Annotated in this window: 15 protein-coding genes and 1 pseudogene; 4 read left to right on the top strand and 12 right to left on the bottom strand. The window is 59.2% G+C overall.

What is annotated here, in order from left to right; genetic code table 11:
* Position 1 precedes the first annotated feature (1 nt).
* Positions 2 to 2,020 (top strand): oxidoreductase, encoded by a 2,019-nt coding sequence (locus BFE01S_RS15775; RefSeq protein WP_028226359.1) that lies wholly within the window; start codon positions 2 to 4, stop codon positions 2,018 to 2,020.
* A 167-nt stretch (positions 2,021 to 2,187) separates the two neighbouring features.
* Here BFE01S_RS15775 and BFE01S_RS15770 read toward each other — a convergent pair whose 3' ends face one another.
* The 11 genes and pseudogenes from BFE01S_RS15770 to BFE01S_RS15735 all read right to left on the bottom strand — a co-directional run bounded on the left by BFE01S_RS15770 (position 2,188) and on the right by BFE01S_RS15735 (position 12,313).
* Positions 2,188 to 3,363 (bottom strand): porin, encoded by a 1,176-nt coding sequence (locus BFE01S_RS15770; protein ID WP_156967026.1) that lies wholly within the window; start codon positions 3,361 to 3,363, stop codon positions 2,188 to 2,190.
* Between the two features lie 219 nt (positions 3,364 to 3,582).
* The gene (locus tag BFE01S_RS44310; RefSeq protein WP_156967025.1) at positions 3,583 to 3,801 is read right to left on the bottom strand and encodes a hypothetical protein; all 219 of its coding nucleotides are present in this window, start codon (positions 3,799 to 3,801) and stop codon (positions 3,583 to 3,585) included.
* Between the two features lie 100 nt (positions 3,802 to 3,901).
* Positions 3,902 to 4,456 (bottom strand): cupin domain-containing protein, encoded by a 555-nt coding sequence (locus tag BFE01S_RS38770; protein ID WP_042337735.1) that lies wholly within the window; start codon positions 4,454 to 4,456, stop codon positions 3,902 to 3,904.
* Positions 4,457 to 4,616: 160 nt separating this feature from the next.
* A complete protein-coding gene (locus BFE01S_RS15760; RefSeq protein ID WP_028226357.1) occupies positions 4,617 to 4,946 on the bottom strand; it encodes a 2Fe-2S iron-sulfur cluster-binding protein in 330 nt (109 codons plus the stop codon).
* Entirely contained in the window at positions 4,918 to 6,213 is a 1,296-nt protein-coding gene (locus tag BFE01S_RS38765) for an NAD(P)/FAD-dependent oxidoreductase (RefSeq protein WP_052420888.1), read from the bottom strand. The genes BFE01S_RS15760 and BFE01S_RS38765 overlap by 29 nt, the downstream gene beginning before the upstream one ends.
* A 672-nt stretch (positions 6,214 to 6,885) precedes the next feature.
* Positions 6,886 to 7,710 (bottom strand): annotated as a pseudogene (locus BFE01S_RS46560) (hypothetical protein); the annotation flags it as partial.
* Positions 7,711 to 7,912: 202 nt separating this feature from the next.
* Entirely contained in the window at positions 7,913 to 8,344 is a 432-nt protein-coding gene (locus BFE01S_RS46555) for a DUF5372 family protein (protein ID WP_407668218.1), read from the bottom strand.
* Positions 8,345 to 8,480: 136 nt separating this feature from the next.
* Positions 8,481 to 8,879: a GFA family protein gene (locus tag BFE01S_RS46735; RefSeq protein ID WP_084169902.1), complete on the bottom strand. Its 399-nt coding sequence runs from the start codon at positions 8,877 to 8,879 to the stop codon at positions 8,481 to 8,483.
* A 299-nt stretch (positions 8,880 to 9,178) separates the two neighbouring features.
* Positions 9,179 to 9,982 (bottom strand): enoyl-CoA hydratase/isomerase family protein, encoded by an 804-nt coding sequence (locus BFE01S_RS15745; RefSeq protein WP_028226356.1) that lies wholly within the window; start codon positions 9,980 to 9,982, stop codon positions 9,179 to 9,181.
* Position 9,983: 1 nt separating this feature from the next.
* Positions 9,984 to 11,123: an acyl-CoA dehydrogenase family protein gene (locus BFE01S_RS15740; RefSeq protein ID WP_028226355.1), complete on the bottom strand. Its 1,140-nt coding sequence runs from the start codon at positions 11,121 to 11,123 to the stop codon at positions 9,984 to 9,986.
* Between the two features lie 35 nt (positions 11,124 to 11,158).
* Entirely contained in the window at positions 11,159 to 12,313 is a 1,155-nt protein-coding gene (locus BFE01S_RS15735) for an acyl-CoA dehydrogenase family protein (RefSeq protein WP_052420887.1), read from the bottom strand.
* A gap of 196 nt (positions 12,314 to 12,509) precedes the next feature.
* On the opposite strand from BFE01S_RS15735, the gene BFE01S_RS15730 reads away from it, so the two are divergent.
* From BFE01S_RS15730 to BFE01S_RS15720, 3 genes are all read left to right on the top strand, one after another.
* Entirely contained in the window at positions 12,510 to 14,621 is a 2,112-nt protein-coding gene (locus tag BFE01S_RS15730; protein ID WP_028226353.1) for an acetate--CoA ligase family protein, read from the top strand.
* Positions 14,622 to 14,710: 89 nt separating this feature from the next.
* Positions 14,711 to 15,604 (top strand): IclR family transcriptional regulator, encoded by an 894-nt coding sequence (locus tag BFE01S_RS15725; protein WP_245621111.1) that lies wholly within the window; start codon positions 14,711 to 14,713, stop codon positions 15,602 to 15,604.
* Positions 15,605 to 15,669: 65 nt separating this feature from the next.
* Entirely contained in the window at positions 15,670 to 16,464 is a 795-nt protein-coding gene (locus BFE01S_RS15720; protein WP_028226351.1) for a crotonase/enoyl-CoA hydratase family protein, read from the top strand.
* Positions 16,465 to 16,634: 170 nt separating this feature from the next.
* Here BFE01S_RS15720 and BFE01S_RS15715 read toward each other — a convergent pair whose 3' ends face one another.
* Entirely contained in the window at positions 16,635 to 17,426 is a 792-nt protein-coding gene (locus BFE01S_RS15715; RefSeq protein ID WP_042337733.1) for an enoyl-CoA hydratase/isomerase family protein, read from the bottom strand.
* Positions 17,427 to 17,428 lie beyond the last annotated feature (2 nt).

The raw sequence follows: 17,428 nt of genomic DNA, 5'->3' as shown, positions 1-17,428 counted from the left end.
GATGACTGGAAAATTACTCACACCGATCACGGTCGGTTCGATCGTATTACGCAACCGGATCGTGATGGGCGCAATGCATACCCGCCTGGAAACACTGGATCGTCCGTATGAACGCATGGCGGCATTTTATTCCGAGCGCGCGGCGGGGGAGGCGGGCCTGATCGTCAGCGGGGGCTTTGCTCCGAGCCCGGAAGGCGTTATGGAGCCCGGGGGGCCCATTTTCAATAGCGCGAAACAGATCGCGGACCATCGCATGGTTACGCGCGCCGTGCACGAGCATGGCGGCAGGATCGTCCTGCAGATCCTGCACGCCGGACAATACGCCCGGGTGCCGAGCTGTGTAGCGCCATCGGCTGGCATGTCGCGAATTAACGCGTTCTCCCCTCAGGTACTCGACACGGTGCAGGTGCGCAGCACGATCGAGGACTTCGCCAGGACTGCGGAACTGGCCGTGGGCGCCGGTTACGACGGCGTTGAAATCATGGGATCAGAAGGATACCTGATCAATGAGTTTACGGCGGAGCGGACCAACCGGCGCGTTGACGAGTTTGGCGGCAGCTTTGAGGGGCGACTCCTGTTTCCTCTCGAAGTGATACGCGCCGTGCGGGCGCGCCTTGGCCGTGCTCCCTTGCTGATTTATCGGATTTCAGCGATCGATCTGGTGGAGGGGGGAATGACCGGCGACGAAATCGCTACGTTCGCCGGGTGGGTCGAAGCAGCCGGCGCGGATTTGATCAGCACGGGCATGGGATGGCACGAGGCGGCGATACCTACGATTGCTGCGACTGTGCCGCGCGGTGTATGGCGTGACGCGGTCCGCAACGTGAAGCGGGCTGTCGGCATTCCGGTCGTTGCCTCGAACCGGATCAACACACCGCACGACGCAGAGGACTTTGTCGCTACGGGAACCGCTGATCTGGTTTCGATGGCGCGGCCTCTTCTGGCCGATCCGGAGGTCGCAAGAAAAATCCGCCTTGGAATATCGGACGAAATCAATACCTGTATCGCGTGCAATCAGGCTTGTCTTGACGCAATTTTTACCCGACGAACGGCAAGCTGCATGGTAAATCCGAGGGCGGGCCATGAACTCGAATTTCCGAAGATCAAACTGACTCATCGGGCGAAGCGCATTGCGGTTGTCGGTGGTGGCCCAGCCGGAATGGCGTATGCCGTCAATGCGGCCGAGCGCGGGCATGATGTCACGCTCTTCGAAGGCGAGCGGCAACTGGGTGGCCAGATCAATCTCGCGAAGTCGGTACCGGGCAAGGCCGAGTTCGCGGAAATGTTGAGGTATTTTGAGGTTCGACTCCGCAAACTCGGAGTGATACTGCATCTGGGCGAGTTCGCGACGCTCACGCAGCTCCTGGAAGGCAGGTTCGACAATATCGTGCTTGCGACCGGCGTTATTCCGCGGATTCCTGCTATCCGGGGCATCGATCATGGCAAGGTCCTTTCGTATCGTGATGTCCTGACGGGCAAAGAGGTGGCCGGCCAGCAGGTCGCCATTATCGGCGCGGGAGGAATCGGCTTTGACGTCGCGGAATTTCTGGTTGGTGATCCGGCGCAGTCACTTGATGCGGATTCGTTCTTCAGTTACTGGGGTGTCGATCGCACGAACCGGAGAAAGGGAGGGGTGAGCGCAGCCGCGATTCGGAAGGCGTCACGGCGCAGCGTGCATATGTTTCAGCGTAGTGCCGAGCCGTTTGGGCAGCGCCTTGGCAAGTCGACCGGGTGGATCCTGAAAACGAAGCTGCGTCGCGAAAATGTCACGATGACAGCGGGGGTGACCTATGACGCAATCGACGACGAAGGTCTGCACTATAGGGTCGGCGACGAGCCCCATGTGCTGCAGGTGGACCACGTTGTGCTTTGTGCCGGGCAGGAGTCGAACCGCGGCCTGTACGCCGAACTTCTCACCCACGGACTGAGACCGCAACTCATTGGCGGCGCGGCCGCTGCTGGCGAGCTGGATGCCGTGCGCGCGATCGACGAGGCAACCAGGATGGCACTTGCCATGTGACGCCTGGATTCGGGGACCGATTGTGTAAGTAACGGGAGAGCGTCATGTTGAATAACCCGCTCAGGATGCTTGTGGCTGCAATGACGATGCTCGCATAACGCCTGGGCCGGTGGCATCACCGGCCCAGGCCGAGCGTGCTGCAATGCGGTCGCAATACAGGCCGCAGTTCAGAACTTGTGCTGGATAGCCGCGCGTACGAGAATCTGATGGTTGTTGGACGAGTCACCAAGATTGTCGATATTGGCTACAGCGGGTGTACCGAGCGACGACGTTCCCGAGGCGCGCTGGTAGCTCCCTCCAAGATACAGCAACGTCCGCTTGCTGAGCGAATAGTTTCCCTGTATCGCCAACTGGTTGATGTGCTGATTGCCCACCGTTCTCCCGCCTGAAGTCTGCACGGCGTCAGAGATCATGTAGTCGTACGCAAAACCCAAAGAGAAGGCCGGCGTTATCTGCCATTTTGCTCCGAAATCAAAGTTATTGAATATCGCGGTCTGCGTGGCAAAGGCCGACCCGAGATTGGCATACTGCACGTTGGAATAGGATCCTGCGAACGTTACTGCACCCACGATGTAGCTTGCAGCAAAGACCGCCGATTGCCATGCTTGAGCATTCGCATAAGCTTTGTTCAATGCCCATGTAACCGGCGAGCTCCCGCTAGCATTTCCCGTGAAGAGCCCGGAGCCAGGTGTCGAAGCCGGATCCTTGAAATACGCGAATGCTGCACCGAGCTTGATGGGCCCCATAGCGTATCCCACGCCAAAGTTATATCCGCTGCTTTTGGTGAAATTGCCAGGCACACCGCCGAACGCATATTCCGCGCCGAATGTGAATCCTCGATAGGCCGGACTCATATAACGGACCGAATTGTTCCAGCGAAGGTCAATATATGTGTTGTTCGTATCGCCCGGCGGCCCTGACACGGCACCACCGATCATACATGCCGCAGTGAGCGGACAGGTGAAGTACAGAATGTTGTCGTATTGGCGGCCAAATGTCAGTGCCCCGAACCGGTCGCTTTGCAGTCCAACGTAGGCCTGTCTGCCGAAAAGGGTTCCCCCTTGTGGAATCGAGCCACTATTGATGTTAAGCCCGTTTTCGAGCGTGAAGATCGCGTGGAGGCCGTCGCCAAGATCCTCCGATCCGGAGAGTCCAAGGCGACTGCCGTATTGACCCGCCAGGGAATCCAGTGCGACTTTCCTGCCGCCGGCCACGTTTGAGGTGTACTGAACCGCCTGATCAATAATGCCGTAAATCGTAACGCTGCCTTGAGCATGACTCGCGGACGAAGCTGCGCCCAACACCACCAGCAAGGCCGACGATTTTTTTTGAATTATCTTCATGATATGTAATCCGAAACATATGTTTTGAATTGATGTATCCGGACAGATCCGGCGTAACGAAAGTCCCTCTGCCGGCTAAATTGCGCGAGGTGATGCCGTACAGACTGCATACATACGGTCACGTGAAATCCACTTTCGCCTCCCGACATCCGCGATTCCGGAACGAGTGCCCCGATCAGGACACAGTGCGGTTATGTTGATCTTGCTACGCGAATAAGATCAGCCACCCGTGGTGGCAGACGGATAAGGCTGTTGCGTTGCAGATGGTGTGCGGCTTGCATCTGCTTTCTGGGTACAAATTCGCCAGCGAGCTTCGATCGCAGGCAGCCTGCTGACACGCATGCCAAAATGCCGATACGTAGATTCGCCGTGCTCCGCGTCAGAGGTGTCTGCCTTCGAATGAAGGATTCCTATATAAATATTTTTCTCCTTGCTCATGTCTTATCCACTATGTCTTTGTCGCCAGGTATTGAAGTAGTTCGAACCTCAGTTCATCGCAGCCACCCGCATGGCCGACGTGAACCGGAAGCCTGATTTCTCAGACTTTCGGTTCACGTGTAGGTGGGCGCTGGGTTTTCCAGAGTTCGCGATTGGCGGCACACACCGAGACCAGATGTTCCCATCCACGTTCCGTCCCGTCGCGGATGACGATGTCAAACTCGGTTGCCGCGCGGAACTCAAGCAGTTCCACACCTTGTGGTCCGGCGTGATAACTGTAGGGTGTCTCGGCTGGGAGAAAAAAACCGTCCCCGGCGGTCAGCACGTTTTTTCCCATATGAATCTCTCCCGAGATGATGTAATAGAGACAGTCAGTGTTGTGGGTGTGCACTGGAAGCGCAAAATTGCCCTTGAACCAGACGTAGACCAGCGTAAAGCCGTTGGGATCGGTCGATCTGTACAGGCACTTGAGTACGTTTCCGTCGTCCAGACCGGCTACCCTCATCCTTTGAATCCCGTCCTGGCCTTTGGGTGAGCCATGGTGGACCATTGCGCCGGTTTCATGTACCCGTGGTGCTTCCAGTTCGCGGAAGATGGTGATGCCCCGACGCGGGCGCTCCGGCGTAGCGCTGTGGACTTCATCTGCACTGCTCATATTGATCTCCTGATTTATGAAGGTATGTCGAATCCTTCAGCAGATGGTCTGGATAGACTGAAGGAGGAACGAGGTTGCTTCGATCGCAAGGTAACAAAGCTGCCTGGGTTCTTCCTGTGCGCCCCAGGACGCTTGTCGGTCACGGATCGCCCCCTGCTGTTCACAGCCGGTCCCCGGCTTTCGCCGGAAGCCATAGGACAAGTCCATCCAGCGCATCATGTATCGTCAACTGGCAGGCGAGGCGGGAGTTGTCACGCACGTCTCCGGCGAACTGAAGCATTGACCGTTCGGCTTCACAGGCGCCATCGAGCCTGCTCTCCCAGGCCGGATCGACATATACATGGCACGTTGCGCAGGCACATGCGCCGCCACACTCAGCATCGATTCCGGGAACGTTGCTGTTGGTCGCTGCCTGCATGACGGATGCGTCGCCCGCTGCCTCGACGCGGAATTCCTCGCCGTCAACTGCCTTGAATACGATGATCGTCATTGGTGGGTAGGGAAGCAGAGAGAATGTCCTTGAGGGACCTGGAGGAATCCGCCAGCGACGCAGGGGCGACGATACAGTCGGCCTTGATCATCTGTTTGGCGGCCATGAATTCGGGTGCACTGTTGACTGCTTCCACCGCGATAACGCGCGAGTCGCGGAGATGAAAGAAAGCGACCCGATCGTTGCATGGGTCTCCTCGCACGATTGTCGTGTCCGTACCGGCTACGAGCCCGGCGATCTGGAGTTTCAGGTCGTACTGATCGGACCAGAACCACGGGACTTCCGGTTCGGGTGGTGGTTTGTCGAGCACGGAATGGACCATCTGGCGTGCCTGTTCAGTCGCGCTCTGGATACTCTCGAGCCTGATCTGCTGGTCATTGAACAGAGGAACCGGGCGGCAGGTAACATCGCCGATCGCATAGATGTTCGGGGCGGATGTACGGGCGTTGCTGTCGACCACGATGCCCTGATCGTTGCAGACAATTCCCGCAGAGCGGGCTAGGGCGTCGTTCGGGACGGCACCGATACCAACCAGTACGGCGTCACACGCGATGTACTCCCCATCGGACAGCAGAATTCCACGCGCGTCACCTGTCGGGCCGGTATCGATGCGTTCCATGTGTGCGCCGGTCAGCACCCTGACACCCTGTCGGCCGTGCACACCCCGCAAATGCGAGGACAGTTGATTGCTTGCCACCCGGGCCAGCAGCCGTGTTTCGCGTTCGATCAACGTCACCTGTGCGTCCAGTGCCCGCGCGGACGCCGCTACTTCGAGACCGATATAGCCACCGCCGACGATGACAATGTGCCGACCAGCCCCAATAACGCGCTTCAGTTTTTCGCTGTCGTCGGCAGTCCTGAGTTGAAAGACATTGCTTGACGGGGAGCTCCGAAAACCCGGCAGTGGTCGAGGCGACACACCTGTGGCGAGAACCAGGGCATCGTATGTAAGGAGTTCTTCGCCGAGGGCAACGGAATGGTTTTCAGGATTGAGTGCGGTGACGCGGGTCGAAGTGCGTAAATCGATCTTCTGCGTATCGAAGAAAGAAGCCGGCTTGATCAGGATGGTGTCGAGGGCCGTCTGGCCTTTCAGGTAAGCCTTTGACAGCGGCGGCCGCTGCACCGGCAGACCGGTTTCATTTCCGACCAGCGTGATCTTGCCGGCGTGACCATTCTGACGCAGCAGCGACGCAGCATTGACGCCCGCGTGTCCCGCTCCGACTATAACCACGTGACAATCGGTGTTCGACACCGAGTGCAAACCCATATATGTCTCCTCCAGGATAGCGCAGGATCAGGGCGAAGAGTCTCGCCTCAGGTCCAGACCCACCAAGGGCGTCCCGCGCGATGCGGCGCGAGTCTTTGGGCGCTCCACTTCTCGCGACCACCGATTGGTGCCTACCCGACGATTCCAAAAAATTGAATAATGTTCGTATACTGGCGCGTAAAATTCTTCTGTCAATCCGGGGTTCAACCGCCGGGTGGACGAGCCGGTGGATGACGAAGAAGAGCGTTGGTGCAGAAAATATGGCGATTTATGCAATTTTAATCGTGTAATTCGGCCAAAATTGCGGAATTTCTACTGAAATCAAGGCTGATCAGGAGGGGCGGTCACTTGGTTTCTAAGTTGCGTCAAGGGTAAACCACGAGACATGAATGAGATCAGGAATTCGTAGAACGAAGTTCACATTTTTGTGCATGCCGTGTCTAAGGTAGGCCCGGCCGCAAGCCTGGTCTTGCAGACCGACCCGCAGTAGGACCTACTACCTCACGAGGCGGGTTGCGGCAGCGTACGAGTGGTTGGGGGCGCCTGTGTGACTGGCAGGCGGTGGGCTTGAGGCCGGTTGTACAAGTCGCTGTGCTCGTGCGGCTACGCGCTGCCGATCAACTCCAGGGGTCTCGCGTCCTCGTCGATTCTTCTTCGATCCGCGCCATGGGCTCAGGTCAAAAAAATCGAACCCAATCCCACGGACCGTGCGTAACCGGTGTAACGCAAATCTCGTCGCTGCAGCACAGCGGTATCCGGCTCGCGGTGATGCTGACCGCGTCGACTGCCACGACATCCTTTAGCCTTGAGCGCCCGGTCGAAGCCACCCCGCTCATCGACGGCGGCTTGGCAGACCACCATCGAACCTCGGGTTGCGAGGCCCGCGTAGTGCCGTAAGCGAGTCCAGACGTACCGTCTCGACGGTCTGATCAGAAATCCGCTCGAATTCCGGCGCGAGGCCAGGCTGGCGAGCGAGCCCGGCGTTTCGGTCGCACGCCAGCCGATGGAACACGGGCTGAACACGAACTTGGTGTTCAAATGGCACCGGGCGTTGCACGCAGGTGAATACAATCCCGCTGATCTGCTTCCCGTAAAGATCGATGCAGCAGTGACCAAGGTCGCACCACTGGCATCGATTCCAGCGCCGGTCACAGCACCGCCGGGGGCTATTGAAATCAGTGTCGGCAACGTCCGGATGCGTAATGAAGGGCCAAGCATTAGCGGTCTGGCATCGGCTCTGGTTCTTCCGCCGGTTTTTACACCGAAGGCACGCTCAATCGTTCTTGGATGCACATCGAGATCAAATTTCTTCCGAACCAGCCTTGCTAGCTCACGTGCCCGAATCGGCTCCCCAAGGACGGGCCGTGTCTTGAGAAACGCCAACACGTCACCCTGAGTCTTGTGTGGACCATGCGGTCCTCGCTTCCTCGGCACCAGCCCTGCGATCCTACCCTCCTCGAAGTCCGTGCGGGCCTGATAGAAGGTCGGTCGTGAGACGCCGTATTCGTCGGAAACCTATGTCACCGATGCCTTCGCGACGGAGACGCGGCGCAACATCTCGTACTTCACCTGCAATCATGGTGAATTTACACAGCGTAAAAAACGTATGGACGAGACTTCATCTGCAGTACGTAGAACAATTGCGACATTAATTACTTTACGTATGCCGCAAAATTAGGCGTACAGCTAATTGGCGCTATCAGCTCGCGTGTGCGAGGAGAGACGTGTCACGAAGGCAAGCCAGCTCCATCAAGTCCGCGACTGTGAACAGCGCACGTTCTTTCCCCATGGGGACTTCAGGATCAGGTTCGCTCATATCGATCCACCTCGGTGGTGCGGAGCAGAAGCTCTTGTCGTCGATGCGTAGCAAGAGACGCTTGCCGGGGCGGTTATAGCGCTCGCCAACGCAGATGAGCTGCCGTCCAATGAATCGATGGAAGGGATGAGTTACGCGGACAAGCGGCGTCGAGGTATCAACAAGGCCTGCATTTCGAGCGATGTTACAAACGTCTGGAGCGCGGGCCCTTTGTCTGGCCGCGCGCCGATGGCGGCGTCGTGTACCTGAGCCAGGCGCAAAACGGCATCGATCCTGAGACGTATCTGCGCTTTGTGCGCGGGCATCGCCGACCATGCGATCAACCGCGGCGATGAACTGCTGCCCTGTAACGTTGCGCCTCTGCTGTCTGCGTCCGGCCAAGGCAGCGCGACTCGCTAACGGTCCCCAAGTAATCGGTATCCAACTGCTTGTCGTGAGTCGTTGAGGTCGTCTATCGGGACTGCCTGATGACGAGCGTGCTTCCACGCACTGTCCTCACTGGCACGCCCGATGGGTCGAAACCCTCCAGGCAACGAGTGTTCACCGCCCAGCCATCAAAGGGAGCCAGGCCGTTTGCTGCTTCCTCGGCAGTAGGAGCGCTTGGCTTGCGAAATGGCAAGACTCCGCAGGTGGGACAAAAATAGTCCGCCGCGGTTCGTGAACCCCAGCGATAGACAGATAGATTATCTAACGGCGTTTGAAGGCGGAATGCATCAGCAGGAACGCGATGGATTAACGCGCCCCGCATCGCACAGACAGAGCAGTCGCACACACGGACATGGTCTATATCGGCGTCAATCTCGAAGCGCACTGTTTTGCAGTGGCACGAGCCCTGATAGGTTCGTATCATTAACCGCCCCCGGCGACAATCCAGTTTCTGTGCGACGTCCGTAACCTGATTCTATCGCTCTTACAGAATCCGCGTGCGCCATCTTCTCACATCAGTCAACACGGCACTGCCTCAACGCTTACGCAGCGCCGAAGCCCCGCGGCGGCAGTCCATTGTCGCGCGCAATATTCCCTCAACGGCGAAGACGTCACCACGTATCGGCGCCACGACGATCCCTATTCCCGACCGTACTGAAGTTTCTGCGAAATCGGTGGCACTTGCCATTCGAGGGATTCCTGGACGGATACGGACCTGCGGTTTCATCGCCCACGGTAACTGCCCTCGCGCTTTTCCTTCAACGCGGCGAGCGCCTCGGCATGGTCCTCACTGTTTCGCACGATCGTCATGTGCGAAGAGACCAGATCCAGACTGGCCCGCAGATCAAGGCGGACGCTCTCATAAACCGTGCGCTTGATCAACTGCACCGCCAAGGGGGGGGCAGATGCAACGCGCTGCGCGAAGTCCATGGTGCGCTGGAGCAGTTCGTCGCCCGGATGAACCTGATTGACGAGGCCAAGGCGCAGCGCCTCTGAAGCATCGATGTTTTCTGCACTCCAGAACAGCTCCAGTGCCTTCGCGGTGCCGACGAGACGCGGCAAAAACCAGGCACCTCCCGCTCCGGGAACGAGGCCGATTCGCGCATACGACTCTGCCATCTTCGCGTTGTCTGCCGCGAACCTCACGTCGCACATCAGAGCCAGGTCCATGCCGGCGCCGATTGCGAGGCCATTTACCGCAGCAATGACGGGTTTGACCATCCGTTCCAGTTGAAGTGGGATTCTTTGAACGCCGTCGGTCAGTCGGCGCTTGATCGTGAGCGGAGTATTGGACTCGGATGCGCCCATCTCCTGGGTGTCACCGCCGGTGCAGAACGCACGCCCCGCGCCAGTGACCACCACTGCACGAATGTTTGAATCTGCCTCGGCCCGCTCCAGCAGTTCGGCCCACAGCTGTACCATGGGCGTGGTAAATGCATTCAGTCTGTCCGGCCGATTGAGTGTCAAAAGCGCGACATGACCCTCTTCGCTGTAGAGAATAGTGGGTGATCCGCTGTCTGATGTCATGTCATGCCGCCTGCAGGGATTTGCCAATGATGCTGCGCAGGATTTCGCGTGTGCCGCCGTAGATGGAGAACGAAGGCGAGGCCAGCATCGTGTAGCGGAACACGTCCTGGAATTCCTCGTCCTGAAGCTGCTCCAGCGAAAGTACCTGGCGAGCAATGTCAGGAATCGATTGCTCAAAGACGGAGCCCAGATCCTTGACAATTGACGCAATGGTGCCGACTTCGCGTTTGTCCTGCAGCGCACTCGCCACGGCGAAAGACATTCGACGGAGCGTAGCGAGATGAGCAACAAGGGAGCCAATGGCGGCAGAAACCTCGTCGCCTGGTTGTTGACCCGCAATTCGCACAAGCTCGCGAAGCAGGATCTGCGCAGTCAAAAACCGCTCCGGTCCGCTTCGTTCGAACGAGAGCTCGCTCATTACCTGTTTCCAGCCGTCGCCTTCTGTTCCGACCAGGCAGTCGTCCGGCAGGAAACAATCAGTGAAGACAACTTCGTTAAAGTGCAATTCGCCTGCCATGTTGCGGATAGGCCGTACCGCAATGCCCGGCAAACCCAGATCCACCATAAACTGGCTCATGCCTGCATGCCGATCATCTTCGGGGGGACGTGTACGGGCAAGCATAATCATGTAATGTTTCTGGTGCGCGCCCGATGTCCAGATCTTGGTTCCATTTACGATCCACCCGCCGGGAGCGCGTGTGGCCCGAGTGCGGATATTCGCGAGATCTGATCCGGCGTCGGGCTCGCTCATTCCGATGCAGAAAAAAATCTCTCCGCGCGCGACTTTCGGCAGGATCGACTCCTTTTGATGGTCGGTCCCATACCGCAACAGGAGTTGCCCACTCTGTCGATCACCGGTCCAGTGCGCATTCACCGGTGCACCCGCAGCCACCATCTCCTCGAGCACGACATAACGCTCGAGCATGGTGCGCTCCTGGCCACCGTACTTTTTGGGCCACGTCATACCGACCCAACCGCGCTCGGCGACTTTCCGGCTGAATTCGGCGTCGAATCCGTGCCACGAACGAGCCCGCATGTGCATCGGAATACTGGACAGATTTTTGATCAGGAATTCGCGAACTTCCTCACGCAGGGCGTCCAGTTTTGTAGAGCGAGGGGGAAGCTCGAAAGAATAGTTCATTCGTAATCCTCTTGAAACCGCTTTGTCTTATCTGATCAGAGCCTGGCTACTCGCGTTACGTAGCTCCAAAGGGCGTCGGGTCCGGCAGCCGCGATATGCCGCCCAAGCAATACAGCCCATTGGCGTTCGTTGCCGCATTCGTCGCGCCATGCCCACAGTCGTCGGGTGTAGTGATGCAACTGGTGCTCGTAGGTGAAGCCCATCGCGCCGTGTACCTGGTGCGCAAGACGGGCGGCAATCCCGACCGCTTCTCCCGTCCGGATCTTGGCTATTGCAATGGAATCCGTGAGATCCTGGTTCGGGGAGGCAAGGGCATCAAGCGCCAGATCAGCGGCGACACTGGCCGCGGCGGCATGGCCTGCGATGATCGCGAGATTCTGCTGTACGGCAGGCAACCTGTTCAAGGGTTTGCCAAACTGCACGCGTTCCGATGCATACCGGACCGCCAGGTCCCGCACGCGAACAAGTGCTCCCGCCATTTGCTGCGCGCGCAGCATGGCGCCCAGAACGAGTGCCAGGTCGGGCTGATGGATCGGTAACGATGCTGCTGGCCACCGGCGTACGTCATCGCGCGTCAACCGGATTCCTTCGAAATGCAGGTCACATCGCGGCTCACCGGCGATGTTGCTGTGCCCGGTCACCCAATAATTCTCGCGCGCCACTCGCACAACATTGATACCGTCCTCTGCGGCCAGCAGGAGCACGGCTGCCGAAAGGCGATCGCCCCACGGAATTCGCCGCATGACGCCCGACAGGCACCAGTGTTCTCCATCTGCCTCCAGCCGCAGATCCCCGGGCGGCCCAAGCGGACCGAAGGCAAGCGGGCCATCGGGCACAGCGAGCCCCGACTGGCGCAGGCACCATGCTGCGAGCAGGGTCTCGCCAAGCGGGAGGGGTACAGCATGCTGAGCTGCCAGGCGAACGAGGCGCATCGAATCGACCACGCTCAGTCCTGCGCCCCCGTCCTCTTCGCGTAACACCGCTTTTGAAAACCCGAGCTCATCGAGTTGCTTCCATAGCTCTGCGGGCCACTCGCCTTCCTCGGCGCGATCGAGCAACTCTTTCGTGCAAAGATCCGTGAAGGCTCGATCGCCGGCCTCAAGCAGCAGGCTCGAGACATCGTCGTTGTCATCCACGGGATCGGCGAAGTCGATGCCTGAGTTCGGCGGATTGCTCTGCTGTGCGGTCATGATTCGAATATATGAACGTCGTTGGTTTACAAGGATCGTGTTCGATACTAGGATGTGGTCGCAATACTGTCAATAGACAGGTTCCCTGCGCAATTGCGATCACCCTGCGGTACGATTGACTTTTCGTGTGCGCAGAACAATACTGAACAGAGTTTGTATTTTAGAATGATATGGGTAGAGGAGCGAAAGAGAAACCATGACGAAGCGCACGAACCTGGCGGCCCTCCTGAAGCCGCGCTCAATTGCTATTCTGGGGGCCTCGGAGGACTTCAGCAAACTCAATGGGATTCCGCTGAAAGCGCTGCTCGACAAAGGCTATACCGGGCCCATTTACCCGGTTAACCCGAAATACACGGAAATTGCGGGGCTGAAATGCTATGCGACCGTGGAGGAAATTCCCGCAGAGGTCGATCTTGCGGTCGTCACCGTTGGACATACACGGGTGATTGAAAGCATTCGCGCGCTCGGGCGGAAAGGCGTCGGGGCCGCGGTTGTATTCGCATCGGGCTTTGCGGAGGTGGGAGGGGAGGGTGTTGCACTTCAGCAGGAATTGACCGAGGTTGCACGGGAGACCGGCGTTCGGGTGTTGGGCCCTAACTGTCTCGGGATGGTGAACGCCTTCGACAAGGTCATGGCGTCGTTCGCCAGGTTTGCGCTGGAGCCGACGCCGGGTGGCCCGATCGGCATGGTCACCCAGTCGGGCGCCCTCGGCACTTCCACGATTGGCGTCGGGAAAAAACGCGGCCTCCATGTGGGTTATCTGGTGACTATCGGTAACGAGGCGGACGTTGGCTTCGTGGAGGCAATGAAGGAGGTCATGGCCGATTCCCGGATCAAGGTTTGTGCGGGATTTATGGAGGGCGTGCGCAATGGCGCTGGTTTTGTCGAAATGGCGGAGCAGGCGCAGCAGGAAGCGAAACCTCTCGTTCTGACCAAGCTTGGCCGCACGGACGCTGGTGCCAGGGCCGTCGCATCGCACACGGGATCGTTGGCTGGCTCCGACGCGATCTTCGACGGCGTGGCCCGGCAATATGGCGTCATCCGCGCGCGAAGTGACGAGCAACTGCTCGATTTTTCCAGCGCGTTTTCCGGTTGCCCGATGCCAGACGGGAACCGGGTGGGCATCCTCACGCGCTCGGGCGGGGCGGGTGCGATGATGGTTGATCGTGCCGCGGAAACGGGATTACAGGTGCCTGTCCTCACGGAGAAGACCGCAGCCGCACTCAAAAGTATCCTGCCGGAGTTCGGGTCCTTCGCAAATCCCGTGGATGTCACAGCGGTCGGGATGTTCAGTCCCGGGTTGGTCTGCGAAGCGTTCGAACTCGTGCTGAACGACCCGAACGTTGATATCGGTATCGCCTGGATGGGATCGACACGGGATGTCGATTTCATGGTGAAGGCCTTTTCGGACCTGCGAGCCCGTGTGCAGAAGCCGTTCGTTCTATCCTGGGTTGGGGCCGAAGACGACGCGGTGCAGCGACTTACCGCAGCGAATGTCGCAGTGCTGCGCGGCCCTGAACCGGCGGTCGACGCAGTGGCGGCGCTCGTACGCCACGCCGAAATGCGGCGTCATTGGCAAGCAGACAGGCATGGCAGGGAAACGGCGCTCGCAGACGTCGCACGGTTGGCCTTGACGCTTCCTGCTTCAACTGGCGTTGTTGGGACGGAGGCCTCTGCAGCGTTGCTGAAGGCTGCCGGGGTATCCGTCGCGCCGCTGGCGCTCGCGAGAACGGCCGACGCTGCCGCAGCGGCGGCCGCGAAGCTTGGCTTTCCCGTTGTATTGAAGATCGAGTCGCCGCAAATCCTGCACAAGACGGAGGCCAAAGGGGTGGAGCTGAACCTGCGCGATGCAGAGGCGGTGCGTGCGGCGTTCACCCGCATAACGGACAACGTTCGACAATACGATCAGACAGCGCACATCGATGGGGTCATCGTACAGAAAATGATTTCGCAGCCCGATGCCGTCGAGCTGGTCGTCGGCCTCAATCAGGATCCGGTCTTTGGCCCGGTTGTGATGGTCGGCCTGGGCGGCGTCCTGATCGAGGTACTCCGGGACGTGGCGTTCCGGCGTGCTCCGGTGAGTGAAGCTGAAGCCGGGCGTATGCTGGACGAACTGCGCGGCGCGGCGGTGCTGAATGGCTTGCGCGGGAAAAAGCCCGTAGATCGTCGGGCGTTGTGTAGCCTTATTGCCGCCGTATCGCGTTTTGGCGCGGCGGCGGGTGGACGGCTGGGCGAGCTCGATCTGAATCCGGTACTTGCATCGCCGGCGGGCTGTGTGGCTGTCGACAATCTCCTCGTGCTGCGTTAGCGCCGCGTGCGGGGCGAAGGAGGGGACGCTCCGGCAGGAAGCTTCTCGAACGGCGTTCTAAAAACTGCGGCGAATCTCGGAGTTCTGGTATGCTTGCCGGGCATCAGGCTCTCCCGATGCCGCAGGGTACGCCTACCCGCGATACTATTCGAACGTCTGAAATCTTCGCCATGCCCAGGACTGCATCTATTGAAAAAAACCCTCCCGAGGCCGCCGTTGCCGAGAACTCGGGACCGCGATCGTTAGCGCGGCTCCTGCGCATGTTCGATGTCCTGTCGCAGGCCCGCGAGGGGCTTTCGCTCGCTGAACTGAGCATTGCGCTTGAATCACCGAAGAGCAGTCTGCTCAACCTGCTTCGCCCGCTGGTTGCGGAAGGATATCTTTCGCATTCTGGCGGGATCTACCGATTGGGGCCATCCATCTTTCGCCTCGCAGCGGGCGTCATGACGGCATGGAATTTCCCGAAGCAGATCCGGCCGTTCATGGAAGACCTGTCGCAGCGCACTGAAGAGACAGTCATGCTGGGAGTGATGGTACCTGAGGCGGAGGTCATCACTTACGTGGAGATACTGGAAAGCCCGCATCCGATACGTTACCAGGTGCCGGTTGGTACTTCACGACCACTCTATGCGAGTTCTGCGGGACGGTTGCTGCTGGCGTACGCGGACCGCGACTGGGTGCGGCGCTACCTTGCCACGGTAGTCTTCAAGCAGAACATGGCGGTGACGTATACCCGCCCCATGCTCACGAAAGAGATCACAACCATTCGCAGCGAAGGCGTATCGTCCTCCTTCGATGTTTATATGAAGGGACTCGCTTCGGTTGCTGCACCGGTGTTCGACGCGAACGGCAAGTGTATTGCTTCGCTCAATGTTGCTGGTCCCACTGACCGTTTTCGCGCCGAGTTCGATTTTCTGAAATCGGCGGTCAAAGAGGTCGCGTCCAAGGCCTCAGGAATGGTGGGTAACCTGAGCCTTTTTTAACAAGCCGGGTGAGAACCTCGCTCAGTGAGGGGGCGTCCCGGTTCCTCTTCTCTGGGTATCCCATGATGGAATCGCGCGACCCGGCTGGGCGCATTGTGGTCGAAAAGAACTCGCACGTCCTTCTCATCGGTATAGACCGACCCGAGAAGCTCAACGGTTTTACGCCGAAAATGTTCCGCGAACTGGCGGCGGCATTCACCCGTCTCGAGCGCGACAGTGACCTGCGCGTAGGCCTTGTTCATGCTCTTGGAGATCACTTTTCCGCAGGGCTGGACCTGCCAGGCGTTTCCGAAATGCGCAGGCGTGGGGAACCCCTGATTCCGCCCGACGAAGTTGACCCCTTCAATCTTCGCGAGCCATTTAGAAAGAAGCCGGTGGTCGCAGCATTCAAGGGCATCAGTTTCACGCTGGCAGTTGAGTTGATGCTGAGCGTCGACATCGCAATCTGTGCCGAGGATTGCAGGTTTGCCCAACTTGAAGCGGCGCGCGGCATTATGCCGGGCTGCGGAGCCACGTTCCGGATGGTGGAGCGCGCCGGCTGGGGTAACGCAATGAAGCTGCTATTGACCGGCGCAGAATTCGGGGCGGCAGAAGCGTTCCGTCTGAACTTCGCCCAGGAGGTTGTACCGCGCGGAACGGAATTTGCCCGTGCGTCTGAATGGGCGGAATTGATCTCGGCTCAGGCGCCGCTTGCGGTGCGGGCAATAATTGAAAATGCACGCATCGCTCAGACGAACGGAGTGCAGGCCGCGTGCGCCCATATCGAGTACACGCAGAAAACCCTGTACAACAGCGCAGATGCGCAGGAAGGATTGCGGGCATTCATTGAAAAGCGCCCGGCAAGATACGCTGGAGCGTGAAGTGCGGGGGCGCACTTTGTCGCCCGCTCGCGGCAGCATGGCCGATGCCGCGGCATTGGCGTCTCTGGCGCCGGAATTCCCGGTGTGTGCGGCCTTTTTGTACGACGCCGCGCCGCGGCGCACGGCCCTTCGCGGTGGGACGAGTCAGTCGACCGTACGGGCAGAGAAGATCAGCTCCCCGTGAACACAGGTTGTCGCTTTTCAAGGAAAGCGGCAACGGCTTCGCGATGGTCCGCCGTCGTCATGGCAAGACTCTGGCACTCCATCTCGCTGCGTAACGCGGCGTCAAGCGTATCAGCGCCCTCCGCCAACGCAGCCTTCAGCAATGCAGCTGCCAGGGGGGGCAGCTGAGCGTATTCGCGCGCGACCTCAATTGCCCGCTCAAGGGCCTTGCCCGTTTCGCATCTTTCGTTGACCAGGCCGACGCGCTCGGCCTGGTCCGCGGACAGGATGCGGCCGAGCCCAAGGATTTCCCGCGCCCGCGCGGGGCCGACCCGTCTCTGGACACTCCAGAGCGCGCCGAGATCGGGTACCAGTCCCATTCGCACAAACGCCGCGCCGAGCTTCGCGCCGTCCGCGGCGATCGCGTAGTCGGCGAGCGCGGCCAGGGACAAGCCCGCGCCCATCGCGCTACCCTCGACTGCGCTGACTACGGGTTTTGGACCACGTGCAATCATGCGTGTCAGGCTGGTCAGCAGATCCCATCGGTTGCGGTGCTCCAGAATACTGCGCTCACGCATTTCGGTTATGTCGCCGCCGGCGCTGAAATGGCCGCCAGCGCCAGTCAGTACGATGGCCCGGACCTCACCGTCGTCGATGGCGGTTCGCACGGCCGTGTGTAGCAACTCACGTACTTGCGCACCTAGCGCATTCCGTCTGGCGGGATTGTTGAGTTCAATGATTGCGATACCGTCGCGCTTTTGCAGCGTGACCAGAAGAGGACCTGTATTCATGGTGGACATGG

The organism is Paraburkholderia ferrariae NBRC 106233 (assembly GCF_000685035.1).
GTDB classification, from domain to species: domain Bacteria; phylum Pseudomonadota; class Gammaproteobacteria; order Burkholderiales; family Burkholderiaceae; genus Paraburkholderia; species Paraburkholderia ferrariae.
This window is presented reverse-complemented; position numbering and strand designations above follow the sequence as displayed.